Genomic DNA, 23257 nt, shown 5'->3' on the forward strand with positions numbered 1-23257 from the left:
GACTTCTCCACTCGGCCTGTGCTCGCGCTCTGAACCTGCGGTTTTGCCACCGCGCGCTCAGAGGTTCTGTTGGTGACGGCCGCCAGGTGGAGCGCTCAGTCTCTCTGCGCCCTGTAAGGCGCGTTCACGAGACGGCCTCGCATCTACAGCGGTAGGTGCCGGGGCGGGCCTTGGTCCTGCCGCTGCGGTCTTCCCAGGGCACACAAAGCCCCCGATCAGCATCGGGCCGGTCGGGGGCTGCGTCTCGCAAGGGTCAGACGCCGAGCGCCTGCTTCACCTGGGCAAGGCTCGGGTTCGTCATTACGACCTCAGTGCCACCGGAGGGAATTACCTGAACGGTGGGAACCGTCTGGTTTCCGCCATTGGCCTTCTCGACGAACGCGGCCGACTCAGGGTCCTGCTCGATGTTGATCTCGGTGTACGTGATGCCCTCGCGGTCCAGTTGCTTCTTCAGCCGCTGGCAGTATCCGCACCAGGTGGTGCTGTACATCGTCACAGTGCCCTGCATGTCGCTATCGCTCCTCGGAACAGCTCGGGGAAGACCGTCGAGGGCAGGAACACCGACCGTCCCTCAACCATTCCCCACCGCCGCGCCCCGTGCGCTCCCACCACCGCCGCGCCCCGTATGACCCCCGCCGCACCGCCCGACGTGACCCCTGCCGCATTAGTACGACTGCGAGGCCCCGCCTGTGGACAACCGGCTCGTCCCCCTCCGGCGACCTGGCAGCATGGCGGTGTGACTCCAGCAACGCACTCCACCCTCTTCCCGCAGGTACCGGACTCGGCCGACGCGGTGCTCGAAGGGCTCGACCCCGAGCAGCGCGAGGTCGCCACCGCGCTGCGCGGGCCGGTGTGCGTGCTGGCCGGAGCCGGCACCGGCAAGACGCGGGCCATCACCCACCGCATCGCCTACGGGGTGCGCGCCGGCATCCTGCAGCCCTCCAGCGTGCTCGCCGTCACCTTCACCAACCGCGCCGCCGGCGAGATGCGCGGCCGACTGCGCCAGCTCGGCGCCCAGGGTGTCCAGGCCCGCACCTTCCACTCCGCGGCCCTGCGGCAGCTCCAGTACTTCTGGCCGAAAGCGATCGGTGGTTCGCTGCCCCGGCTCGTCGACCGGAAGGCGCAGCTCGTCGCCGACGCGGCCGCCGCCTGCCGCATCCGGCTGGACCGCGGTGAGCTGCGGGACGTCACCGCCGAGATCGAGTGGTCCAAGGTCACGCAGACCGTTCCCGCCGATTACCCGCTCGCCGCCGCCAAGGCCGGTCGTGAGGCGCCCCGTGGCCCCGCCGAGATCGCCCAGCTCTACACGGCCTACGAGGACCTCAAGCGCGACCGCTCGGTCATCGACTTCGAGGACGTGCTGCTGCTGACCGTCGCCGTCCTCCAGGACCGGCGGGACATCGCCGAGCAGGTCCGCGCCCAGTACCAGCACTTCGTGGTCGACGAGTACCAGGACGTCAGCCCCCTCCAGCAGCGCCTGCTGGACCTGTGGCTCGGCGACCGCGACAACCTGTGCGTGGTCGGCGACGCCAGCCAGACGATCTACTCCTTCACCGGCGCGACCCCCGACCACCTCCTCGACTTCCGCACCCGCCATCCCGGCGCCACCGTCGTCAAGCTGGTCCGCGACTACCGCTCGACCCCCCAGGTCGTCCAGCTCGCCAACGGCCTGCTCGCCCAGGCCCGCGGACGGGCCGCCGACCACCGGCTCGAACTGGTCTCCCAGCGCCCGGCCGGACCCGAGCCCGGCTACACCGAGTACGCCGACGAGCCCGCCGAGGCCGAGGGCGCGGCCCGCCGCATCCGTGAACTCCTCGGCGCCGGGGTCCCGGCCGCCGAGATCGCGATCCTGTTCCGCACCAACGCCCAGTCCGAGACCTACGAGCAGGCTCTCGCCGACGCCGGCATCCCCTACCAGCTGCGCGGCGCCGAGCGCTTCTTCGACCGGCCCGAGGTCCGCAAGGCAAGCATCGCCCTGCGCGGCGCCGCCCGCTTCGGCGGCAACGACTCGGCACTCGACGACGCCGTCGATCTGGCCTCCCAAGTGCGTGCCGTTCTCTCCGGCGAGGGCTGGACCCCTCAGCCGCCGGCCGGTTCCGGGGCGGTCAGAGAGCGCTGGGAGTCTCTCGCCGCCCTGGTCAACCTCGCCCAGGACTTCGCCGCAGCCCGCCCCGGCGCCACTCTCGCCGACCTGGTCACCGAGCTCGACGAGCGGGCCAACGCCCAGCACGCCCCGACCGTCCAGGGCGTCACCCTCGCCTCCCTGCACTCGGCCAAGGGCCTGGAGTGGGACGTCGTCTTCCTGGTCGGTGTCGCCGAAGGCATGATGCCGATCACCTACGCCAGAACCGACGAGCAGATCGAGGAGGAACGCCGGCTGCTCTACGTGGGCGTCACCCGGGCTCGCGAGCGGCTGCACGTCTCATGGGCGCTGTCCCGCTCGCCGGGTGGCCGTCCCAGCCGCCGTCCCAGCCGCTTCCTGGACGGCCTGCGCCCCGGTTCCGGCGCAGCGCAGGGCCGCGGCGCCAACGGCACCGGCGCCGGTGTCGAACGCGGCATGCCCGGCATGTCGACGGGCAGTACGGCTGCCCCGCGCCGCACCCGACGAACCCCCGCCCGCTGCCGGGTCTGCGGCCGGCCCCTCACCGACGGCGGCGAGCTGAAGCTGCTGCGCTGCGAGGACTGCCCGTCCGACATGGACGAGGGCCTCTTCGGGCGGCTGCTGGCCTGGCGGGAGGTCCAGGCGCGGCGCAACGGTCAGCCCGCCTTCTGCGTCTTCACCGAGAAGACCCTGATGGCGATCGCCGAGAGCGTCCCGGACGAGCCGGGCGACCTCGCGCGCATCCCGGGGGTCGGCATGCGCAAGCTCAAACGCTACGGAGCCGACGTGCTGGCCATCTGCGCAGGCCAGGACGTGGAGGGAGGGACCGAGGGGGACTGATGCGAACTCGTCGAAAAAATAGTTTGCGCATGCCCCAGCAGTCCCCATAGGTTCTTAAGCACGCGAACAGCGGCCTTCTCGAAGGCCCTGCTTCCGTGCTGTACTTGCATATCCGACGGACCGGGCTCACCCCCGATCCCCCGAGACGCTGAGAGGAGGCGATTGAAGTGATCATCATCAACACCAGCTCCACCAGCACCGCCAAACTGACCGATTGCTCGACCGTCTCCCTGTGCATGCTCGGCGCCTCCAACCCGGGCACCGGTGTGTCCGGCATTCGTGTCGGCCGTTCCGCGTCCGCCGCCTCCCTCGTTCCCGCGGGCCTTCCCGTCCGTGAGCGCGATGAGCGACCGACCAAGGCACTGGAAGCGGTAGAGGCACAGGCCCAGGCCTATGCCTTTGCGGCGGCCGGTGCCGGAAGCCGGAAGCAGACGACGCACCACCACCTGATGTGGGCCTTCCGTGGGCCAGAACCCTGGAGTGATCCAGCCTGATCGTTGATCAGGTCGGCGCCTTCAGGGCCGCGGAACCCCATCCGGGATCCGCGGCCCTTCTGTTTGTCCACCAACGTGGATGACGGAGCGAAGGGGCCTCGGGCAAGAGCACAACCCGGTACCAACCGCCTCCCGGCCCAACCGGGCCGAACAACCAGACGAGGAAGACGAACCGTGCAACTCGAAGCGCACGCCCCGTCCGTACCGCCTTCTGAAACGATCCCGCCGCCCGGCCTCACGGAGGACTCCACCTTGACCCCGCTCACCGCGCTCACCGCGCTCGACGACGCCATCGAGAACCTCGGCGTGCCCGTCCCCTGCCGCTCCTACGACCCGGAGGTCTTCTTCGCGGAGTCCCCGGCGGACGTCGAGTACGCCAAGTCCCTCTGCCGCACCTGCCCGCTGATGGAGGCCTGCCTCGCCGGCGCCAAGGAGCGGCGTGAGCCCTGGGGCGTCTGGGGTGGCGAGCTGTTCGTCCAGGGGGTCGTCGTCGCCCGGAAGCGGCCGCGTGGCCGCCCGCGCAAGAACCCGGTCACAGCATGAACACCGCAGGAACGATCGATCGCCCCCTCACGCACGACCCCAAGAAGCAGGCCCCGATGAAGCCGTCCACCAGCGAGCCCGCAGGCTCCGCGACCGAATTCGTCACCATGACCGGCGCGATCGACTCGCGCCAGAACAGGAACCGAGAGATGCAACTCATCCCAGAAGCCCTGGCTCGTGCGCATATGCACACGCGCCTGCACGAGGCCGAGCGGGACCGACAGGCCCTGCGCCTGGCGGCCGCCCGCCGGATGCAGCGCCGGGCCGAGCGCGCCTCGCTGCGCGCCCGCCGGGCGCTCGCCATGGCCGTGATGCAGTGACCGTGATGCAGTGATCTGAACTCCCTCCCGTACTGGGAGGGAGAACGCTTCCGGTGGGGGCCGGTCCGTCCGACGGGCCGGCCCCCACGCCGCGTCCGGGCCGCCCGGGCCGGGGGCTCATGCCTCCGCCGCGGCCGCCTCCTCGTCCGGCCGATTCAGTTCCTCGGCGAAGCCCGGCAGCCACTCCTCCAGTTCCTCGCGAAGACGCACCGTCGCGCCGAGCTGGCAGAGCACCCCGATGGTGCTGAGAGTCACCCGGTGTATCAGCAGGTACGCCGGCGGCAGGTTGAGCTGCTTGCCCAGCTGGTACGCGGGGGAGCGGGGATCGGCGATCCGGGCCGCCTGGCCGCGCATCCAGGATCGGGTGAACGTGAACTCCTCCACCTGGGCCGGCTCGATGATCGGCACGAGGTAGTCGAGGACCGCATCCGGGTCCAGCTCGATCGACTCCTTCACGAAGCCTTCCTCACACAGCAGCTCGTAGACAGTGCTCGCGTCGCCGCCGAGGGTCAGGCGCAGGGACTCGCCGATCGGGGTGGGCAGCCCGCCCGGGAGCCGGTCGACCGTGCCGAAGTCCAGCACACCGAGCCGCCAGTCCTCCTTCCCGGGGCCACCGGGCAGCAGGCGGAAGTTGCCCGGGTGCGGGTCGGCGTGCAGCAGGCCGGTGCGGGCCGGCCCGGAAAAGAGGAAGCGCGCCAACAACTGGCCGGCCCGGTCCCGCTGCTCCTGCGTGCCCTCCGCGATCACCTCGGACAGGGGGACACCGTCCATCCACTCGGTGATCAGAACCTGGTCGCACTGGTGGACCACGGCCGGGACGGTCACGTCCGGGTCGTCGGCGAACTCCTCCGCGTGGGCCTGCTGCGCGGCGGCCTCCAGGCCGTAGTCCAGTTCTTCGGCGACCCGGTCCCGCAACTCGCTGATCAGCGGCTTGACGTCCATGCCGGGGACCAGGGGTCCCAGCAGGCGGGCGAAGCGGCTGAGCTGGTTCAGGTCGGACAGCAGGGCGTCGCCCGCGCCCGGGTACTGGACCTTGACCGCGACCTCCCGGCCGTCGTGCCAGACCGCTCGGTGCACCTGGCCGATGGAGGCGGCCGCGGCCGGCTTGTCCTCGAACTCCTCGAACAGGTCCGGCCAGTCCTCGCCCAGCCGCCCGGCGAGTACCGCGTGCACCGTACGCGTGGGCATCGGCGGGGCGGCGTCCTGCAGCTTGGTCAGGGCCGCCCGATAGGGGCCGGCGACCTCTTCCGGCAGGGCGGACTCGAAGACGGACAGCGCCTGCCCGAACTTCATCGCGCCGCCCTTGAGCTCGCCGAGCACCTTGAACAGCTGCTCGGCGGTGCGCTGCTGCAGTTCGCGGCCGACGATCTCCGCGGACTCGCCGACGATGCGCTTGCCCAGGCCCCAGGTCGCCCGGCCCGCGAAGCCGAGCGGGAGCGCGGCGAGCTTGGCGGTCCGGGTGACCGCCTTCCGGGGAAGATCAGACATGCGCCCTCCAGGTCCCAGCCAGCCGCGCCGCGTGCGCCGTACGGCGTAACTCAGTCGATTGCCGTTCCTCAACCATTGTCTCGTGTGCCGCCCGGTCCTTCGGGGTGTGTTCTCCCTTACGTTTTCCGCTCTCTGGATTCTCGCGCCGTTCCCTGCCCCACTCTGCCTCCCGGTCGGCCGCCCGGCACGGGCAGGCCGGGTGGGCGCGGACCGGGCGGGCGTGCCACCGCAGAGTGGGAGCGGAGACCTCCCAGCGGAATCCCGCGCTGGAGGGGGGCCGGCCGTCGAGGAAGGCCAGCGCGTGGGCGGCGGCCAGGCCCGCGACCGTCGTGGCCAGCGCGAGATCGCAGGCGCGGACCGGCCGCCGCTGCCCGGAGCGCCACTGGGCGACGAGACGCGGCCAGGTAGGGTCCCGGTCGACGCGGGCCTGCTCCAGACAGCCGGCGCAGCCGGTCTCGCCGGGCAGGACGAACGGACCGACGACGCCGGTGCCCTCCACCACGCCCGCGTAGAGATGCGGTGTGCCCGAGTCGAGCAGAGAAGCCGCCTGGGCCGGGTCGGGGCAGTGCACCGAGACGTCGTCGCGAGGGGCGAGGACCACCAAGGAGAGACCCGGAGTGCCCGCTTCGTCGGCCGAGCCCGTGGTTCTGCGGGGCGGGCGGCCGGGCGCGCACCGGCGCACCGCGCGGCGGGCGGCGTCCTCGCGACGCTCGCCGACCGCCTCGACAGGCAGGCCACCCGGTGCGACGTCGCCCGGCGCGACCCGGCCGCCGTCGCGGACGTCGACGTCGCCGACACCGGCGCCCGACAGCAGTGAGGCCAGCACCGCACCCACCCGGCCGGCCCCGCGCACCTGCACCCGCAGCCGACGGCGGGCGGCCAGTGTCCGCATCGCGTCGCCGGGCTCGGAGGTGGCCAGGGACAGCGCGGCGAGGTCGGGCCGCAGCCGGTCCAGTACCTCCGGCTTCGCGCGCAGTGCGTCGGCGTCCGGGCCGCCGCCCCGGGCGTCCTCGATCAGGCCCGCGGCGGTCAGGCGCCGCACCAGCAGGTCCACATGGCCGTCCGGCAGATCCATGCGCCGTCCTTCCTCGCGCAGGAGTTCCGGGCCGCGGGTGCCGTCCAGCAGGTCCAGGAAGTGGCCGGTCGCGGTGTCCATCGGGCCCAGCGTCAGCGCGTGTGCCGGAGACATACCGAACTGCACGGTGTTGAGATCGCGCCAGCCGCGCCGTAGCGCGGGCTTCACCATCGCATGCATGTGTTTCCCCCGTGGATCGCGGTGCTCGTGGTGGATCGGTGCCCGTGGTGGATCGGTGCCCGTACCGGAAGACGTCCGGGTACCGGCGGAGCGGGGGCGTGAGGGGCTCCTCGCTCCGCCGACGAATGCCAGGATGCCCGCATTCGCCGATGGCTGCGGCGAGTTGTCCACAGGTAGCGTGATTCGTCGTACAAATCCGTCGGACGAGGAACGGCGGACGTGTGGGTTCGGCGGACAACCGCTCCGGAGCCGGGACTTACCCCGTGCACAGCGGGTAACGTCGGGGCGTGCCCGCCGACCCACCGCACCGCGCCGCGACCCCACAGCGCAGCACGACGAGCCAGCCGCCGAGCAGTTCCAGGGCGAGCGCGATCGAGGTGCGCAGGAGCGCCCGGCGCCGCCGGACGGTCTCCGCGTACCGCGAGGGCGATCGCACCGTCGTGCTCATCCCCGCCCGGATGTCCGAGGCGGAGGAGCAGCGCTGGGTGAGCGTCATGCTCGACAAGCTGGCCGCCCAGGAGAGCCGGCGGGTGCCCGGCGACGCAGAGCTCGCCGAACGCGCGGAGCGGCTGTCCGAGCAGTACTTCGCGGGCCGGGCCCGGCCCTCCTCCGTCCGCTGGGTGACCAACCAAAACACCCGCTGGGGTTCCTGCACTCCGGCCGAGGGCAGCATCCGGCTGTCGCACCGCCTCAAGGGCATGCCCGAGTACGTCATCGACTACGTCCTTCTTCACGAGCTGGCGCACCTGCTGGTGCCGGGGCACGGGCCCGACTTCTGGCGGCTGCTGGAGGCCTATCCGCGCACGGAACGGGCCCGCGGCTACCTGGAGGGCGTGGTGGCCGCCGACCGGTTGCCGCACCTGCCCCGCGCGCGCGGGCAGTGATCTCCCGGAACCGTCCGGCAGGGGTTGTGTACCGGGTCTGTACCGACTGCGTCCGATGTCGGAGTTTGCGGTTAGCCTGGCGCGACGCACTCACACTCGGGATGGGGGACGGTCGTTACGCATGCCCAGGGAATTCCAACGCGGCCACAAGGCCAGGATCAGTGACCTGACCGCGGGCACGGATCTGTACGTAGGCGTGCAGATCTCCGCCCCCGGACTGACCTTCGACATCAGCTGCTTCGGCCTCGACGCCGACGAGCGGCTCTCCGACGACCGGTACTTCGTCTTCTTCAATCAGCCGAAGTCACCCGAGGAGGCCGTCCAGCTTCTGGGGTCGCAGGCGGGCGACACCGAATCCTTCCGGGTCACTCTCGACCGGATCCCGCCGCACATCCAGAAGCTGTCGTTCACGGCGACCCTCGACGGCGCCGGGCAGATGTCGCAGATCGAGCCGGGTTACCTCCGGATCGTGGCGGGCGGCGAGGAGGTGGCCCGGTACGCCTTCAGCGGCGCGGAGTTCTCCACCGAGCGGGCCGTGATGCTGGGCGACTTCTACCTGAAGGACGTCTGGCGGTTCGCCGCCGTCGGCCAGGGCTTCGACGGCGGCCTGGAGGCGCTGCTGAAGAACTTCGGCGGCGAGGTCCTGGAAGAGGAGACGCCCGCCGCCCCGCAGCCGCCGCAGTCCGGCTCCGCGCCCGGCTTCGCCCCGCCCGCGCAGACCACCGCGCCCCCCGCCTTCGCCGCCCCGGCTCCGGCGCCCGCCCCGGCTCAGCCACCCGCGTCGCAGGGCTTCGCACCACCAGGTGCCACCCCGCCTCCGGCCCCGGCGCCCTCGGTGCACGCCCAGCCCACCCTCATCGCGCCCATGACGCCGCCCGGCGGCACCCAGGTGCCGCCGCCCGCCCCTGCCCCGGCGCCCTACGGCGGGCCCGGCCAGCAGCCGCCGTACGGCCAGGCCGGCGCCCAGGCCCCGTACGGGCAGCCCCCCGCCCCGATGCCGCCCGGCCCGGCCCAGCCCCACGCCCCGCAGGCCCCCGTCCCGCCCGGCTACGGACAGCAGCCGTCGCCCCCCGGCTACGGCCAGCAGCCCCCGTACGGCCAGGTCCCGGGCCAGCAGGCGTACGGCGTGCCGCAGGGCGCGCCCCAGGGCGGAGCCGGTGTGGCGGCCGCGCTGCAGCAGTTCAAGGAGACGCCGACCGGGCAGCGCTGGACGCAGCAGAACAAGAAGCTGATCCGCGTCGACCTCGGTATCGGCGGCCAGCCCGTGCTGGCCCGGCAGGGCAGCATGGTGCTCTATCAGGGCAAGGTGGACTTCAGCTACAAGGGCGCCGGGTTCGCCGGACGGATCGTCGGGAACGCCACCGGCCAGGAGATGCAGCTGATGCGCTGCACCGGCCAGGGCCAGGTGTTCCTCGCCGACAACGCCACCATGCTGCACCCCATCGAGCTGCAGGGCGACGGCATCTGCGTCTCCGCGGAGAACGTCCTCGCGTTCGACGAGAGCCTCCACCACGAGGTCCGCCGCATCGAGGGCCACGGCATCCCCGGCGGGGCGCTGTTCACCATGCAGTTCCAGGGCACCGGCACGATCGTCGTCAAGACGCACGGCACGCCCGTGGTGCTGCCCGTCACGCCCACCACCTTCGCCGACGCCAACGCGGTGGTCGCCTGGTCGTCCGCCGCCCAGGTGATCGTCTCCAGCCAGGTCCGGATGCGCCGTAACGCCTACCCCGGCGCCACCGGGGAGAGCGTCAACCTCCAGTTCCGGGCCGCGCCCGGCAACTTCGTCGTCGTCCAGCCGTACGAGATCTGAGGGAGAGCCCGTCATGAACCAGCCGCTCGCGGGCTACGCACCCGCACCCGTCACCGCCCGCATGGAGAACCACGGCAACCACATGCTGAAGGTCGCCATGCAGACCGGGAACGACCTCTTCGCGCGCGTGGGCTCGATGGTCGCCTACGAGGGCTTCGTCCAGTACGAGCCCAGCCCGGCGGCGGTGCGGCAGATCGCCCGTGACTGGGTGACCGGCGAGGGCGCGCCCCTGATGAAGTGCTCCGGCGACGGCCTGCTCTACCTCGCCGACTACGGCGCCGACGTCGTCGTGATCAATCTCAACGGCGACGGCATCTCGGTCAACGCGACCAACCTGCTCGCCTTCGACGCCCACCTCACCTGGGGTGTGGAACGGGTCAAGGGGCTCGCCAAGTTCGCGGGCCAGGGACTGTGGAACACCAAGATCTCCGGGCAGGGCTGGGTCGCGCTGACCTCCCGGGGCAAGCCCATCGTCGTCGACTGCGGCGGTGGTGAGGACGAGACCTATGTCGACCCGGACGCGCTGGTCGCCTGGTCCCCGAACCTGAAGGTGAAGGGCAAGCGCAGCTTCAAGGCGCAGTCGCTGATCGGCCGCGGCAGCGGCGAGGCCTTCCAGATGGCCTTCTCCGGTCAGGGCATCGTCGTCGTCCAGCCCAGCGAGGACAGCACCGACCGCCTCCGGTTCCGGGGCTGAGGGGGAGCCACAACCATCATGCAGAGCCCGCTTTTCGCCTACAACGACCAGCAGACCCAGGAACGCTGGAGCCTGCAGAACAAGCACATGCTGCGCGTCGTCCTGGAGGGCCACGAGGACGTCCTGGCCCGCAAGGGCACCATGGTCGCCTACCAGGGTCTCGTCGAGTTCGACGCCGAGTACCAGACCCACGGACAGCGCCGTTCGCGCGCCCACACCGGCGAGGGCCTGGACCTGATGCGCTGTCACGGGCAGGGGACGGTCTACTTCGCCAACCTCGCCCAGCACATCCACGTGATGGAGGTGGAGCAGGACGGGCTGACCGTCGACAGCAGCTACGTGCTCGCCATGGACTCCTCCCTGCACCACGAGGTGATCGCCGTCGACAGCCTCTACGGCATCTCCGGGTCCGGGAAGTACCAGCTCAACATCGCCGGCCGCGGCCGGGTCGCCCTGATGACGTCCGGCGCGCCCCTGCTGATGCCGGTCACGCCCGACAAGTACGTCAACTGCGACGCGGACGCCATCGTCGCCTGGTCGACCGGTCTGCGCGTGCAGATGCAGGCGCAGACCCATTCGTCGGGCGTGTGGCGCCGCCGCGGCAACACCGGCGAGGGCTGGGAGCTCAGCTTCATGGGCAGCGGCTTCGCGCTCGTCCAGCCCAGCGAGCTGCTGCCACCGCAGAACGCACAGATCGGGCAGGGTGTCGCCGCGCAGTTCGGCATGGGCCAGCAGGGGGCGCGCGGACAGAACCAGGGCAACGTCTGGAGCTGACGCCCGCAGGAACCGTTGCCACCCCCGGGCCTTCCGGGGGTGGGCCGCGGGTGCCCGTCCCGAGGACGCGATGTAAGGGGTGACCGCCTTGTCGGTCACCCCTTACGCGTCAAAGGCGTGCGCGGGTCGCTTCGAGCAGTCGTACGACCGAGTCGTCCGCCACGTCCGCCACCTCGTGATAGGCGAACCAGCGCAGGTCCAGCGACTCGTCGCTGATGACCTCCAGGGAGCCGGGTGGCGCCACGGCGGCGTACTGCACGTCCAGGTGCCAGGCGCACGGGGTGAGGTGCCGGTCGAGGCGCACCGGGCCTCCGGGCAGCAGGGTCAGCCCGGCGACCCCGGACTCCTCGGCCCCTTCGCGCAGTGCGGCCGCGGCCAGAGTCTCGTCGGCGGGCTCGCAGTGACCGCCCGTCTGCAGCCACATCCGGAGCTTCTTGTGCAGGGTCAGCAGCACCTGTCCGCGGACCGGGTCGATCACCAGTGAGCTCGCGGTGACGTGCCCGTCCCGGCAGGCCTTCCACATGCCGTCCGGGTGGGTCTCCAGATGCTCCAGGTACACCTGGCGCAGCTCGGCCTGCTCCTCGTAGCCCTTCAGTACCAGGACCGCGTCGTCGTACAGGCTCACTCGGCGCCGTCGCCCTCGTTCTCGTCCTCGGCGGTGCCCTTCTTGCGCGGGTCGGGCTTCTGGGCGGCCTCGCCGAGCATCTTGTCCAGCTCGGAGAAGTCCAGGTGCTCCCGGTGCACGAAACCGTCCGGGTCGTCCAGGTCGGTGGCCGTCGGCAGCATGTCCGGATGGGCCCACAGGGCGTCACGGCCGTCGATCCCGCGGGCGTCGGTGAGCGAGGCCCACAGCCGGGAGGCGTCGCGCAGCCGGCGCGGGCGCAGCTCCAGCCCGATCAGGGTGGCGAACGTCTGCTCCGCCGGGCCGCCGGAGGCGCGGCGGCGGCGCAGCGTCTCGCGCAGCGCGTCCGCCGACGTCAGGCGCGGCTTGGCGGCGGCGTGCACCACCGCGTCCACCCAGCCCTCGACGAGTGCCAGCGCCGTCTCCAGACGGGCCAGGGCGGCCTTCTGCTCCGGGGTGTCCTCCGGCTGGAACATGCCCTGCTGCAGGGCGTCCTGCAGCTGCTCCGGGTTCTGCGGGTCGAACTGGCCGACGACGTCCTCCAGCTTGGCGGTGTCGACCTTGATCCCGCGCGCATAGCCGTCGACCGCGCCGAACAGGTGCGAGCGCAGCCACGGCACGTGCGTGAAGAGCCGCTGGTGGGCGGCCTCACGCAGGGCCAGGTACAGCCGCACCTCGTCCTTGGCCACGCCGAGGTCCCGGCCGAACGAGTCGATGTTCAGCGGCAGCAGCGCGGCACGGCCGGCCGGGCCCAGGGGCAGGCCGATGTCCGTGGAGCCGACGACCTCGCCCGCGAGCACGCCGACGGCCTGCCCGATCTGCGAGCCGAACATGGCGCCGCCCATCGAGCGCATCACGCCGATCAGCGGGCCGGCCATGGCCTGCATCTCCTCGGGCAGCACGTCGCCCATCGCGGTGCCGACCCGCTCGGCGACCGGGTCGACGAGCTCCTTCCAGGCCGGCAGCGTCGCCTCGACCCACTCCGCGCGCGACCAAGCCACCGCGGTGGCCGCCCCGGACGGCAGGGAGGTCACGTCGTCGAGCCACAGCTCGGCCAGGCGGACGGCCTCCTGCACGGCGTTGCGCTCGGCCGGGCCGACGCTCGCGTCCTTCACGCCGTCCGGCGTGCCCTGGGAGACCGTCTGGCGGGCGATCTGCTTGGCCATGTCCCAGTTCACCGGGCCGCCCTCGTAGGAGAGCATCTGGCCGAGCTGCTGGAAGGCGGCGCCCAGGTCGGTGGGGTTCAGCGAACCGAACATCGCGGCGAACGGATTGTCGCCGCCGGGGCCGCCCGCTCCGGGCAGCCCGAAACCGAACGGGTTGGCCGGGCCCTGACCACCACCGCTCTGCGGGTCCTTCTTCTTGCCCTCGTCGCCGTCTTCCGGCTCCTCCGGCGGAAGGCCGAATCCGAATGGGGTGTCACTCACGGGATTCCTCGGCTGGTTGAGGCCGCCGGTTCTCGTCCGACGGCACGGCTGCCCTGCAACACCACCCAGCGTAGACACCCCGGCTCGATCGGGCCTCGGTGCTCCGCCGACTCGCGGCCTGCGGCAGGATGGATGCCACCTGGTACGTACGCGTCACTCGCGCCCGTATGGAAGACAACCGCTGGAGACACCTGGTGAGTTCCCCAGATCCGCAGGTTCGCGCAGCGCGAAACCGCTCAACCCCGGGCGGCGGGCGCGGGCCCGTCGTCGCCGTGACCGGCGCCGCGACCGGGGTGGGCGAGCTGCTCACCGAGCGGCTCGCCGCGTCCGACGAGATCAAGCAGGTCGTCGCCATCGACGAGCGGCGTGGTGAGTGCGACGCGGCCCGGTGGCACATCCTGGACGTGCGCGACCCGGCGATCGCGGACAAGCTGCGCGGCGTCGACGTCGTCGTTCATCTGGCGCTCGATCTCGACCTGGGGAGTGACGCCGCCGCCCGGACGGCGTACAACGTCCGCGGGACGCAGACCGTGCTGACCGCCGCGGCGGCGGCCGGCGTGCGCCGCGCGGTGCTGTGCACCTCGGCGATGGTGTACGGCGCGCTGCCCGAGAACGAGCTGCCGCTGTCGGAGGACGCCGAGCTGCGGGCCACCGCCGAGGCGACCGGAGTGGGCGACCTGCTGGAGATCGAACGGCTGGCGAGGCGCGCGCCCCGGGCGCATCCCGGGCTCAATGTCACCGTGGTCCGCCCCGCGGTCCTGGTAGGCGGTACGGACACCGCCCTGACCAGGTACTTCGAGTCTCCGCGGCTGCTCGTCGTGGCCGGTTCGCGGCCTGCCTGGCAGTTCTGCCACGTCGAGGACCTGTGCAGTGCCCTGGAGTACGCCGTCCTGGAGAAGGTGGACGGGGAACTGGCCGTGGGCTGCGACGGCTGGCTGGAGCAGGAGGAGGTCGAGGAGCTCACCGGGATCCGGCGCATGGAGTTGCCGTCGGCGGTCGCCCTGGGTGCCGCGGCCCGGCTGCACCGCATCGGGCTGACGCCGTCCCCGGCGGGCGACCTGGCGTACACGATGTACCCGTGGGTGGTGAGCGGCAGCCGTCTGCACGAGGCCGGCTGGCGGCCCCGCTGGACCAACGAGGAGGTCCTGGCGGAGCTGCTGGAGGAGGTCTCCGGGCGGCACACGGTGGCCGGGCGCCGGCTGGGCCGCAAAGACGCCACCGCCGCGGGTGCCGCGGGGGCGACGGTGGCCCTGCTGGGCGCGGCGGCCGTGGTGCGCCGGGCCCGCAAGGCGCGACGCCGGGTGTGAACGCACCGGCCGGGTGTGCCGGAGGCGGACCGGACCCGCCCGGCCCGCCACCGCCCGGCCAGCGCCGCCCGGCCCGCCACCGCCCGGCCAGCGCTGGCCGGTCCATGCCGCCCCACCCGCGCCGGGCGGTGGCCGAGCGCCTGCAGCGGAGCCACAGGCCTCAGGGGCCCTCGGTCTCGGTGTCCGTCCGGGGCCAGGTCCGTGCCTGTAGGAGGCTCCAACGCGTACGCGCGCGTGCCGGTGATTCCGTGCTTTCCCGTGGTCCGCGGCGTACGGCACGATGGGGGGCATGGCACCTACCAACGACCACCCCGGTGAACTGGGCGCGCAGGACCCCGTCAAGCTGATCGCGATCCGGGAGACCGCCCTGTCCCTCGACGAGGTCTTCCGGGCGGTCGGGGACGACGCGGCCGGCGGCACGGCACTCTTCGTGGGCACCGTGCGCAACCACGACGGAGGCGCCGACGTCGACCGGCTCGGCTACTCGTGCCATCCGAGCGCCGAGGCCGAGATGCGGCGCATCGCCGACAAGGTCGTCGCCGAGTACCCCGTGCGTGCCCTGGCCGCCGTGCACCGGGTGGGTGATCTGCGGGTCGGGGACCTCGCCGTCGTCGTCGCCGTGTCCTGCCCGCACCGGGGGGAGGCCTTCGAGGCCTGCCGCAAGCTGATCGACGACCTCAAGCACGAGGTGCCCATCTGGAAGCACCAGACGTTCTCCGACGGCACCGAGGAGTGGGTGGGCGCCTGCTGACCCAAGCTGCCGCCCGGCTCTGCCCCCGCCCCGCCCCTGCCGCATCCCCTGCGCCGATAGGCCGCTCTCCGCTCTCCGCTCTTCGCTGTCCGCCCGTCGCGCCTGTACCGCCGCCCGTCGCGCCTGTACCGCCGCCCGTCGCGCCTGTACCGCCGTCCGACGTCCGCTGTCCGCCCGACGGCCGTCCGCCGGGTGGCCCCTCCGGTTGCGTAACCGCACCCCCGGCGTGAGCGTTGTCCGTGCGGATGGTTAATCTGCTGATCAGTCAGTTGGGGTCGGTCTGAGGGGCTTGGGAGGTCGGCATGGCGGCGCTCGCCTGGTTGCTGATTCCGCTCGTGGCCGCGGTGGCAGCCGGTCTTTGGGGCAGCTGGGCCAACCGCACCCGCAAGATCCGCGGCGATGGTCCCGAACTCGACGGGTACGCCCGCTTCCGTGCCGCCATGGAGAAGTCCGCCGGGCCCCAGCCGAGGGAGAAGTCGCCCTCCGGTGCCTGAGGACGAGACCTGGGTGGCGGCCCTGACAGTGCGCTGACAGAGCCGTCCCGTACTGTCGATGCATGCCACGCCGCACCGCGACGATGCTCGCCTCCACCCTGATGCTGATCGCGCTCCTGTGCGCGGGGGTGCTCCTCCCCGTGCCGTACTCGGAGATGTCGCCGGGGCCGACGGTCAACACCCTCGGTGAGCACGACGGCGAGCCGGTGCTGCAGATCTCCGGGCACAGGACGTACCCGACCGACGGCCACCTGAACATGACGACCGTGCGGGTCACCAGCGCCGACTACCGGATGAACCTCGTCGAGGCGGTCTACGGCTGGCTGGCGCACGACAACAAGGTCGTGCCGCACGACACCCTGTACCCGAACGGCCAGACGGAGGAGGAGTCCACCCAGGAGAACGCCGAGGAGTTCAGCCAGTCCCAGGAGAGCGCGAAGGTCGCCGCGCTGGAGGCGCTGGACATCCCCGTGCAGTCCTGGGTGATCGTCTCCACGGTCGTGAAGAACTCGCCCGCCGAGGGCAAGCTGCACGCCGGTGACGTCATCAAGGCGGTCGACGGCACCGCGGTCAAGGAGCCGTCCGACGTCGCCGAACTGGTCACCAAGCACCAGCCCGGCCAGGACGTCGTGTTCACCATCGTGCCGGCCAAGGAGCAGGCGGCCGCCGAGAAGGAGAACCGGGCGGCGAGCGGGACGCGCGACGTCACGATCACCACGGCCACCTCCGACGACCGGGGTGCGAAGCGGGCCATCGTCGGCATCTCCGCCGGCACGGACCACACCTTCCCGTTCAGCATCGACATCAAGCTCGCCGACGTGGGCGGGCCCAGCGCCGGCCTGATGTTCGCGCTCGGCATCTACGACAAGCTGACCCCGGGCAGCCTCACCGGCGGCACGTTCGTCGCCGGCACCGGCACCATCGACGACAGCGGGAAGGTCGGCCCCATCGGCGGTATCGAGATGAAGACGGTGGGCGCGCGCAACAAGGGCGCCCAGTACTTCCTCACGCCCGCCGAGAACTGCTCGGCCGCCGCCGAGGACACCCCGGACGGACTCCGGCTCGTCAAGGTGAGCACCATCGACGACGCCCTCGGCGCCCTGGAGGACATCCGCAGCGGCGACACCGCCGACCTGCCCGAGTGCACCACCAAGGGCTGAACGGGCACGCAGCCCTGCCAGGCCGCCCGTCCGCGCCGCCGCCGGCCGCACCCCGGAAAAGGCCGGGGCGCCCCGTCCCCTGAGGAACCGGGCGCCCGGCGCCGGGCGGGACCCCGCCCCGGATGCTCCTGTGGACGTCAGTCCTCGAACGTCGCCGCCAGCGCCTCGGCCAGCCCCGGAACCAGGTCCGAGCCGGTGAGCACCTCCGTCGGGCTGTCCTTCTCGCGCAGCCGCAGCGCCGACTCGCGGGAGCCGTCACGCAGGACCGCCACCGTCATCCGGACCTCCTGACGCCCGGGGTGGGAGCTCACCCACCGGGCCAGCGCGGCCTCGTCGAGGTCGGTCGGCACCTGGGCCTCGGCGGCGGGCGGGAGCATCAGCCGCTCGATGGTCAGGGCGCAGCCGGTCACCGCGTCCGGCCAGGCGATCGTCGCCAGGAACTCGTCGAGCGGACGGTCGGCCGCGATCTCCTCCTGCTCGATCGGGGTGAGACCGGTGGTCTCGGACTCGTCCTCCAGGCCGAGCTGGGCGGCGAGCGAGGGTTCCTCGGCCCGCAGCCGTGCGGTGTCTACGAGGGCGAAAAGGCGAGCGGGCTGGTCCCAGCCGAGGCCGGAGGCGTACTCGTCGATCTCGAGTACGGCCCGGGTCAGCGGGCTCGCCGCCATGGGAGTTTTGGACATGGTCACAATCCTGCCTCGTTCACACCCGGAATCGGGAACTGAGTAAACACTGAGTAAGTTGCATAGGTGTGGGCCCACGATCACGGGGGCCACGAGGGGCCGGCGAACACGCGGGCCTGAGGATCGACCACGAACTTCGAGGTGCGCACCTTGGCTTTCCAGATGCCGGACCGCGGCGGAGGCCCTACGGGGCCGCGGATCAGAGTGGGCCGCCCGTCCCGGCGCGTCCGGACCCTGCTGCTGACACTGGGTGTCCTGGCCGTGCTCGGCATGGCGTTCACCATGTTCGCCGGGTTCTGGACCGACTGGCTGTGGTACCGGTCGGTGCACTACTCGTCCGTCTTCACCACGACCCTGTGGACCAAGATCGGGCTGTTCTTCGTCTTCGGCCTGCTCATGGCCCTCGCGGTCGGCCTCAACATCTGGCTGGCGCACCGGCTGCGGCCTCCGTTGAGCGCGATGTCGATGGAGCAGCAGAGCCTCGACCGCTACCGGATGGCCGTCGCCCCGTACAAGAAGTGGCTGTTGCTGTCGATCACGGCCCTGGTGGGGCTGATCGCCGGCGCCTCGGCGTCCGGCCAGTGGCGCACCTGGCTGCTGTGGGTCAACGGCGTGCCCTTCCACAAGAAGGACCCCCAGTTCCACCTGGACGTCTCCTTCTACGCCTTCGACCTGCCCTGGTACCGCTTCCTGCTCGGCTTCGGGTTCGCGGCCACGATCCTCTCCCTGATCGCCGCCGCGCTCACCCACTACCTGTACGGGGGGCTGCGCATCACCAGCCCCGGCGCCCGTGCCACCTCGGCGGCCACCGGACACCTGTCGGTGCTGCTCGGTGTCTTCGTCGCGCTGAAGGCCGTCGCCTACTGGCTCGACCGGTACGGGCTGGCCGTGAAGTCCAGTGACTTCAAGGCCACCGACAACTGGACCGGCCTGCGGTACGTCGACGCCAACGCCTACCTGCCGGCCAAGACGATCCTGTTCTGCATCGCCGTCATCTGTGCCCTGCTGTTCTTCGCCACCCTGTGGCGGCGCACCTGGCAGCTGCCCGTCATCGGCTTCGGCCTGATGGTGCTCTCCGCGATCCTCATCGGCGGCCTGTACCCGGCGATCGTGCAGAAGTTCCAGGTCCAGCCGAACGAGCAGGCCAAGGAAGCGCCGTACGTCCAGAAGAACCTCAAGGCCACGCGTGAGGCCTACGGCATCGACGACACCCAGGTCGCCGACTACAAGGGCACCAACACCAGCGAGGACATCAGCGGGCTGCGCGACGACGTCAACGACACGGCCAGCATCCGCATCCTCGACCCGAACATCGTCTCGCCGACCTTCCAGCAGCTCCAGCAGATCAGGAAGTACTACGCCTTCCCGACCAACCTGGACGTGGACCGCTACAACCAGAACGGCAGCGACCAGGACACGGTCATCGGTCTGCGCGAGCTGAACCTGGCCGGCGTCGACAAGCAGAACTGGATCAACAACCACTTCCGCTACACGCACGGCTACGGCGTGGTCGCCGCCAAGGGAACCGCCGCCGACTCCGACGGCCGCCCGGTGTTCACCGAGTCCGACCTGCCGTCCAAGGGCGAGCTCGGCACGTACGAGCAGCGCGTCTACTACGGCGAGAAGACGACCACGTACTCGATCGTCGGCGGCCCCCAGAAGGAGGTCGACTACTCCGACGACAGCGGCGAGAAGTCGTTCAGCTACACCGGCGACAGCGGCGTCAGCCTCGCCAACCCGCTGAACCGGGCGGCGTACGCGGCGGCGTTCGGCGAGCCGCAGATCCTGTACTCCGGTGCCATCGGCGAGGGGTCTCGGATCCTGTACAACCGCACGCCGAAGGAGCGCGTCGAGGCGGTCGCCCCCTGGCTGACCATCGACGGCGACGCCTACCCGGCAGTCGTGGACGGCCGCATCCAGTGGATCGTCGACGCCTACACCACGACCAACGGCTACCCGTACGCGTCCCGTACCACCCTCGGTGACACGACCGCCGACTCGCTGACCGCGACCAACGACAGCCGCGCGGTGGTCGCCCAGCAGAACCAGGTCAACTACATCCGCAACTCGGTGAAGGCGACCGTCGACGCGTACACCGGCGACGTCGTGCTCTACCAGTGGGACACCGAGGACCCGGTCCTGAAGACGTGGATGAAGGCCTTCCCCGACACGGTGAAGGAGCGGGCCGACATCTCGCCGTCCCTGATGGCTCATCTGCGCTACCCGCAGGACCTGTTCAAGGTGCAGCGCGAACTGCTCACCCGGTACCACGTGAAGGACGCCACGACCTTCCTCAGCGGCAGCGAGGTGTGGCAGGTCCCGGACGACCCGACCAACAAGTCGGGCGACGCGGTGCCGCCGTACTACCTGAGCATGAAGCTGCCCGACCAGCAGGCGCAGGCGTTCTCGCTGACGACGACGTTCACGCCCAACGGGCGCGACAACCTGAGCGCGTTCATGGCGGTCGACTCCGAGGCGGGCACCTCCGGCTACGGCAAGATCAGAATTCTGAAGCTGCCGACGAGCACCACCGTCAACGGGCCGAAACAGGTACAGAGCCAGTTCAACTCCGAACAGGACATCGCCGAGACCATCCGGCTGCTCAGCGGCGGTGACTCCGAGGTCGAGTACGGCAACCTGCTGACGGTGCCGCTCGAAGGCGGACTGCTCTACGTGGAACCGGTCTACGTCCGCGGTGGCGGCCTGAAGTACCCGCTGCTGCGCAAGGTGTTGGTCACCTATGGAGGCAACACCGCCTTCGAGGACACCTTGGAGGAGGCGCTCAACAAGGTCTTCGGCACCGAGGGCACGCCCCAGAAGCCGCCGAGCGACGAGGGCGGGGGCACGACACCCCCGCCGACGGGCGACGCCACGGTCCAACAGGCCCTGCAGGACGCACAGAAGGCGTTCACCGCCGGCCAGGAGGCCCTCAAGAAGGGCGACTGGGAGGCGTACGGCAAGGCGCAGAAGGACCTGGAGGCCGCGCTCAAGCGGGCCGAGGACGCGCAGGCCGAGGCGGAGAGGAACAACAGCGCGTCCGGTGGCGCGGCGTCGGGCGCGAGCCCGAGTCCGAAGCCGGGCGGCAGCGCCGGCCCGAGTCCGAGCAAGAGCCCGAGTCCCGCGCCGAGCAGCAGCGGCGGAAGCGGCTGATGACATGATCCGCTCCGCGTCGTGGTACGGTTGTGCGACACGACGCGGGGTGGAGCAGCTCGGTAGCTCGCTGGGCTCATAACCCAGAGGTCGCAGGTTCAAATCCTGTCCCCGCTACTGAAAACGAAGGCCCGGATCCTTACAGGGATCCGGGCCTTCGTGGTGTGCGAACGCATGTACAGACGGGGCGATCGCCGCGCCGACGTGGGGAGTTGGGGGATCTGTGTTTGACTTGTCTCTCTGTGGGCATGTCGACAAAACGCTGAAGTGACCTCACGGGCTGCGGTATACCGGGTGTACCCAGGTTGCAGGTGGTGCGACGATGGACGTTATGGGGGACAAGGCAACTCTGTTCGAGACAGGGCGATTTGTGCAGGCTTCCGGTGAGGAAGCGGCCCCGGAGGAGACCACGGACGAGACCACGGACGAGACGGGGGAGGCCGCCGAGGAGGTACGCCTGAGGTGCGCGGCCGCGGCCGGCGACGCCGAGGCGGCCAGCGTCCTCGGGGCGATGCTGCTGCGCCGGGGCGATCTCGACGGGGCCGAGCCCCAGCTGCGTGCCGCCACCGCGGCCGGTGACCGGGCCGCCGCCAACAACCTGGGCGTCCTCCTCCACCAGCGCGGATACGCCGATGAGGCGGCCGGATGGTGGCGGGTGGCCGCCGTCGCCGGCTCCACGGCGGCCGCGCACGCGCTCGGCCGGCACCACCGCGAGCGCGGCGACGAGCCGGCCGCCGAGTACTGGCTGCGGCAGTCCGCCGAGCAGGGTCATGTGCTGGGCTCCTACGCGCTCGCCGACCTGCTGGAGCACCGGGGGGACAGCGGGGCCGAGCGGTGGATGCGCATCGCCGCCGAGCGGGGCCACCGTGAGGCGGCCTACCGGCTCGCCCGCGCCCTGGACCGCCGCGCCCACGGTGAACCGGCCGGACCCGAGGCCGGCTCCGGGCGGGCCGGGAACGACCGCCCCGGCCGGCGGCCCGCGGCCCGGGACGGTGTGGCTCGGCGGCGCGCACGTGCCGGAGCAGGGGAGACCGGCGGTGACAACGGTGTCTCCCCGGCCGCCGAGGCCGAGCAGTGGTACCGGCAGGCCGCCGCGCGCGGCCACCGCCGGGCGGCTCTGTATCTCGGGGCGATCCTGGAGAAGCGTGGCGAGCTGAAGGAGGCCGGGCGCTGGTACCTGACCTCGGCCGAGGACGGGGAGGCCCGGGCCGCCTGCGCGCTGGGCTTCCTGCTGCGGGACGCCGGTGACACCGAGAACGCGGCCATCTGGTGGCTGCGCGCCGCCCAGGAGGGCGACGGCAACGCGGCCAACGCCCTGGGCGCGCTGCACGCCGAGCGCGGCCAGACCCAGACCGCGGAGCGCTGGTACCGGGCGGCCATGGACGCCGGTGACGTCAACGGCGCCTACAACCTCGGGCTGCTGTGCGCCGAGCAGGGCCGTACCGCCCAGGCCGAGCAGTGGTACCGCCACGCCGCCTACGCGGGCCACCGCGAGGCGGCCAACGCGCTGGCGATCCTGCTGCTGCGGGGCGGGGACGCCACCGGCGCCGAGCCGTGGTTCTCCAAGGCGGCGGAGGCCGGCAGCGTCGACGCCGCGTTCAACCTGGGCATCCTCTACGCCGGGCGCGGCAAGGACGCGGACGCCCTGCGCTGGTACGAGCGGGCGGCGGCGGCCGGGCACACCGAGGCCGCGCTGCAGGTCGGCATCGCCCGGCTGCGCGACGGGGACGAGCAGGACGCCGAGCGGCACCTGCGGTGCGCGGCCGGGGGCGGCAGCACGGAGGCCGCCTACCGGCTGGCCGCGGTGCTGGACGCCCGGCGGCCCCCGGCGCCCGCGCACGAGCTCGGGGAGTCGGTGCACGAGAAGACCGAGTGCGAGGAGTGGTACGAGAGGGCCGCCTCCCAGGGGCACCGGCGCGCCCAGGTCCGGGTGGGAATGCTGGCGGCCGCCCGCGGCGACGTCGTGGAGGCCGCGCGCTGGTACCGCGAAGCCGCCGAGGCCGGCTCGCGCAACGGCGCGTTCAACCTGGGGCTGCTGCTGGCCAGGGAGGGCAGTGAGCCCGAAGCGGTCGTGTGGTGGACCCGGGCGGCCGACGACGGTCATGGACGGGCGGCTCTCCGGCTGGCCCTGGTCTACGCGCGTCGCGGGGAGCTGGACGAAGGGCAGTACTGGGCGGACCGTGCGGTGAGCCTCGGCCCCGGGGAGGTCGCGGAGCGGGCGGCCCGGCTGCGGGACGCGCTGCGGGAGGAGCTGCCGGCGTGATTACTCCCCAGGGGGTGCCCCCCCGTCACGGGAGACGCATTTGCTTTCCTCTGCATCCTTGACGTAATGTTCCATTCATCGACGCGGGGTGGAGCAGCTCGGTAGCTCGCTGGGCTCATAACCCAGAGGTCGCAGGTTCAAATCCTGTCCCCGCTACTGAAAAAGACTGAGGGCCGGAACCCGAGAGGGTTCCGGCC

Annotated in this window: 20 protein-coding genes and 2 tRNA genes; 16 read left to right on the forward strand and 6 right to left on the reverse strand. The window is 71.6% G+C overall.

What is annotated here, in order from left to right; translation table 11 throughout:
- Positions 1-253: 253 nt before the first annotated feature.
- A complete protein-coding gene (locus tag AC3ET3_RS15985; protein ID WP_432133975.1) occupies positions 254-508 on the reverse strand; it encodes a mycoredoxin in 255 nt (84 codons plus the stop codon).
- A 228-nt stretch (positions 509-736) separates the two neighbouring features.
- Here AC3ET3_RS15985 and AC3ET3_RS15990 point away from each other — a divergent pair, with 228 nt between their 5' ends.
- The 4 genes from AC3ET3_RS15990 (at position 737) to AC3ET3_RS16005 (ending at position 4298) form a co-directional block, all read left to right on the forward strand.
- A complete protein-coding gene (locus tag AC3ET3_RS15990) occupies positions 737-2941 on the forward strand; it encodes an ATP-dependent DNA helicase UvrD2 (protein WP_435612362.1) in 2205 nt (734 codons plus the stop codon).
- A gap of 167 nt (positions 2942-3108) precedes the next feature.
- The gene (locus AC3ET3_RS15995) at positions 3109-3435 is read left to right on the forward strand and encodes a hypothetical protein (RefSeq protein ID WP_435612363.1); all 327 of its coding nucleotides are present in this window, start codon (positions 3109-3111) and stop codon (positions 3433-3435) included.
- A gap of 174 nt (positions 3436-3609) precedes the next feature.
- Complete coding sequence (locus AC3ET3_RS16000) at positions 3610-3978, forward strand: WhiB family transcriptional regulator (RefSeq protein ID WP_005480495.1); 369 nt, start codon at positions 3610-3612, stop codon at positions 3976-3978.
- Positions 3975-4298, forward strand: coding sequence for a hypothetical protein (locus AC3ET3_RS16005; protein ID WP_435612364.1), 324 nt, complete (start codon positions 3975-3977; stop codon positions 4296-4298). Before AC3ET3_RS16000 ends, AC3ET3_RS16005 begins: the two co-directional genes overlap by 4 nt.
- 117 nt (positions 4299-4415) lie before the next feature.
- Here AC3ET3_RS16005 and AC3ET3_RS16010 read toward each other — a convergent pair whose 3' ends face one another.
- A complete protein-coding gene (locus AC3ET3_RS16010) occupies positions 4416-5786 on the reverse strand; it encodes an ABC1 kinase family protein (RefSeq protein ID WP_435612365.1) in 1371 nt (456 codons plus the stop codon).
- Complete coding sequence (locus AC3ET3_RS16015) at positions 5779-7041, reverse strand: TOMM precursor leader peptide-binding protein (RefSeq protein ID WP_435612366.1); 1263 nt, start codon at positions 7039-7041, stop codon at positions 5779-5781. The genes AC3ET3_RS16010 and AC3ET3_RS16015 overlap by 8 nt, the downstream gene beginning before the upstream one ends.
- Before the next feature lie 287 nt (positions 7042-7328).
- Here AC3ET3_RS16015 and AC3ET3_RS16020 point away from each other — a divergent pair, with 287 nt between their 5' ends.
- The 4 genes from AC3ET3_RS16020 to AC3ET3_RS16035 all read left to right on the forward strand — a co-directional run bounded on the left by AC3ET3_RS16020 (position 7329) and on the right by AC3ET3_RS16035 (position 11206).
- Positions 7329-7925 (forward strand): M48 metallopeptidase family protein, encoded by a 597-nt coding sequence (locus tag AC3ET3_RS16020; RefSeq protein ID WP_435612367.1) that lies wholly within the window; start codon positions 7329-7331, stop codon positions 7923-7925.
- A gap of 121 nt (positions 7926-8046) precedes the next feature.
- The gene (locus AC3ET3_RS16025; RefSeq protein ID WP_435612368.1) at positions 8047-9738 is read left to right on the forward strand and encodes a TerD family protein; all 1692 of its coding nucleotides are present in this window, start codon (positions 8047-8049) and stop codon (positions 9736-9738) included.
- A 13-nt stretch (positions 9739-9751) separates the two neighbouring features.
- Positions 9752-10432, forward strand: a complete 681-nt coding sequence (locus tag AC3ET3_RS16030; protein WP_432155898.1) for an AIM24 family protein — start codon at positions 9752-9754, stop codon at positions 10430-10432.
- An 18-nt stretch (positions 10433-10450) separates the two neighbouring features.
- Entirely contained in the window at positions 10451-11206 is a 756-nt protein-coding gene (locus tag AC3ET3_RS16035) for an AIM24 family protein (RefSeq protein ID WP_435612369.1), read from the forward strand.
- Between the two features lie 109 nt (positions 11207-11315).
- Here the strand turns inward: AC3ET3_RS16035 and AC3ET3_RS16040 are convergent, their stop codons facing one another.
- Positions 11316-11831: an NUDIX hydrolase gene (locus AC3ET3_RS16040; protein ID WP_432155896.1), complete on the reverse strand. Its 516-nt coding sequence runs from the start codon at positions 11829-11831 to the stop codon at positions 11316-11318.
- Positions 11828-13255 carry a zinc-dependent metalloprotease gene (locus AC3ET3_RS16045; RefSeq protein WP_432133986.1) on the reverse strand — a complete coding sequence of 476 codons (1428 nt, stop codon included), beginning with the start codon at positions 13253-13255 and terminating at the stop codon, positions 11828-11830. The genes AC3ET3_RS16040 and AC3ET3_RS16045 overlap by 4 nt, the downstream gene beginning before the upstream one ends.
- 194 nt (positions 13256-13449) lie before the next feature.
- Here AC3ET3_RS16045 and AC3ET3_RS16050 point away from each other — a divergent pair, with 194 nt between their 5' ends.
- The 4 genes from AC3ET3_RS16050 to AC3ET3_RS16065 all read left to right on the forward strand — a co-directional run bounded on the left by AC3ET3_RS16050 (position 13450) and on the right by AC3ET3_RS16065 (position 16967).
- The gene (locus AC3ET3_RS16050; RefSeq protein WP_432133987.1) at positions 13450-14562 is read left to right on the forward strand and encodes an SDR family oxidoreductase; all 1113 of its coding nucleotides are present in this window, start codon (positions 13450-13452) and stop codon (positions 14560-14562) included.
- Between the two features lie 289 nt (positions 14563-14851).
- Positions 14852-15313 carry a molybdenum cofactor biosynthesis protein MoaE gene (locus tag AC3ET3_RS16055; RefSeq protein WP_432133988.1) on the forward strand — a complete coding sequence of 154 codons (462 nt, stop codon included), beginning with the start codon at positions 14852-14854 and terminating at the stop codon, positions 15311-15313.
- Positions 15314-15615: 302 nt separating this feature from the next.
- Positions 15616-15807 (forward strand): hypothetical protein, encoded by a 192-nt coding sequence (locus tag AC3ET3_RS16060; RefSeq protein ID WP_432133989.1) that lies wholly within the window; start codon positions 15616-15618, stop codon positions 15805-15807.
- A gap of 62 nt (positions 15808-15869) precedes the next feature.
- A complete protein-coding gene (locus tag AC3ET3_RS16065; RefSeq protein ID WP_432133990.1) occupies positions 15870-16967 on the forward strand; it encodes a YlbL family protein in 1098 nt (365 codons plus the stop codon).
- Positions 16968-17104: 137 nt separating this feature from the next.
- Here the strand turns inward: AC3ET3_RS16065 and AC3ET3_RS16070 are convergent, their stop codons facing one another.
- Entirely contained in the window at positions 17105-17647 is a 543-nt protein-coding gene (locus tag AC3ET3_RS16070) for a PPA1309 family protein (protein ID WP_432133991.1), read from the reverse strand.
- 162 nt (positions 17648-17809) lie between these two features.
- Here AC3ET3_RS16070 and AC3ET3_RS16075 point away from each other — a divergent pair, with 162 nt between their 5' ends.
- From AC3ET3_RS16075 to AC3ET3_RS16090, 4 genes are all read left to right on the forward strand, one after another.
- A complete protein-coding gene (locus tag AC3ET3_RS16075; RefSeq protein WP_432134180.1) occupies positions 17810-20797 on the forward strand; it encodes a UPF0182 family membrane protein in 2988 nt (995 codons plus the stop codon).
- Positions 20798-20840: 43 nt separating this feature from the next.
- Positions 20841-20914, forward strand: a tRNA-Met gene (locus AC3ET3_RS16080).
- Between the two features lie 205 nt (positions 20915-21119).
- Entirely contained in the window at positions 21120-23060 is a 1941-nt protein-coding gene (locus AC3ET3_RS16085) for a tetratricopeptide repeat protein (RefSeq protein ID WP_435612370.1), read from the forward strand.
- An 82-nt stretch (positions 23061-23142) separates the two neighbouring features.
- Positions 23143-23216: transfer RNA gene (locus AC3ET3_RS16090), tRNA-Met, on the forward strand.
- Positions 23217-23257: the final 41 nt, after the last annotated feature.

It is taken from the genome of Streptomyces sp. bgisy159 (assembly GCF_057707805.1).

Bases quoted from the DNA above. Each gene is read 5' to 3' on its own strand.
- AC3ET3_RS16070 (WP_432133991.1), bottom strand. From the start codon at position 17,647: ATGTCCAAAACTCCCATGGCGGCGAGCCCGCTGACCCGGGCCGTACTC.
- AC3ET3_RS16015 (WP_435612366.1), bottom strand. From the start codon at position 7,041: ATGCATGCGATGGTGAAGCCCGCGCTACGGCGCGGCTGGCGCGATCTC.
- AC3ET3_RS16030 (WP_432155898.1), top strand. From the start codon at position 9,752: ATGAACCAGCCGCTCGCGGGCTACGCACCCGCACCCGTCACCGCCCGC.
- AC3ET3_RS16085 (WP_435612370.1), top strand. From the start codon at position 21,120: ATGGACGTTATGGGGGACAAGGCAACTCTGTTCGAGACAGGGCGATTT.
- AC3ET3_RS16075 (WP_432134180.1), top strand. From the start codon at position 17,810: ATGCCGGACCGCGGCGGAGGCCCTACGGGGCCGCGGATCAGAGTGGGC.
- AC3ET3_RS16065 (WP_432133990.1), top strand. From the start codon at position 15,870: ATGCCACGCCGCACCGCGACGATGCTCGCCTCCACCCTGATGCTGATC.
- AC3ET3_RS16060 (WP_432133989.1), top strand. From the start codon at position 15,616: ATGGCGGCGCTCGCCTGGTTGCTGATTCCGCTCGTGGCCGCGGTGGCA.
- AC3ET3_RS16005 (WP_435612364.1), top strand. From the start codon at position 3,975: ATGAACACCGCAGGAACGATCGATCGCCCCCTCACGCACGACCCCAAG.
- AC3ET3_RS16055 (WP_432133988.1), top strand. From the start codon at position 14,852: ATGGCACCTACCAACGACCACCCCGGTGAACTGGGCGCGCAGGACCCC.
- AC3ET3_RS15985 (WP_432133975.1), bottom strand. From the start codon at position 508: ATGCAGGGCACTGTGACGATGTACAGCACCACCTGGTGCGGATACTGC.
- AC3ET3_RS16025 (WP_435612368.1), top strand. From the start codon at position 8,047: ATGCCCAGGGAATTCCAACGCGGCCACAAGGCCAGGATCAGTGACCTG.
- AC3ET3_RS16010 (WP_435612365.1), bottom strand. From the start codon at position 5,786: ATGTCTGATCTTCCCCGGAAGGCGGTCACCCGGACCGCCAAGCTCGCC.
- AC3ET3_RS16035 (WP_435612369.1), top strand. From the start codon at position 10,451: ATGCAGAGCCCGCTTTTCGCCTACAACGACCAGCAGACCCAGGAACGC.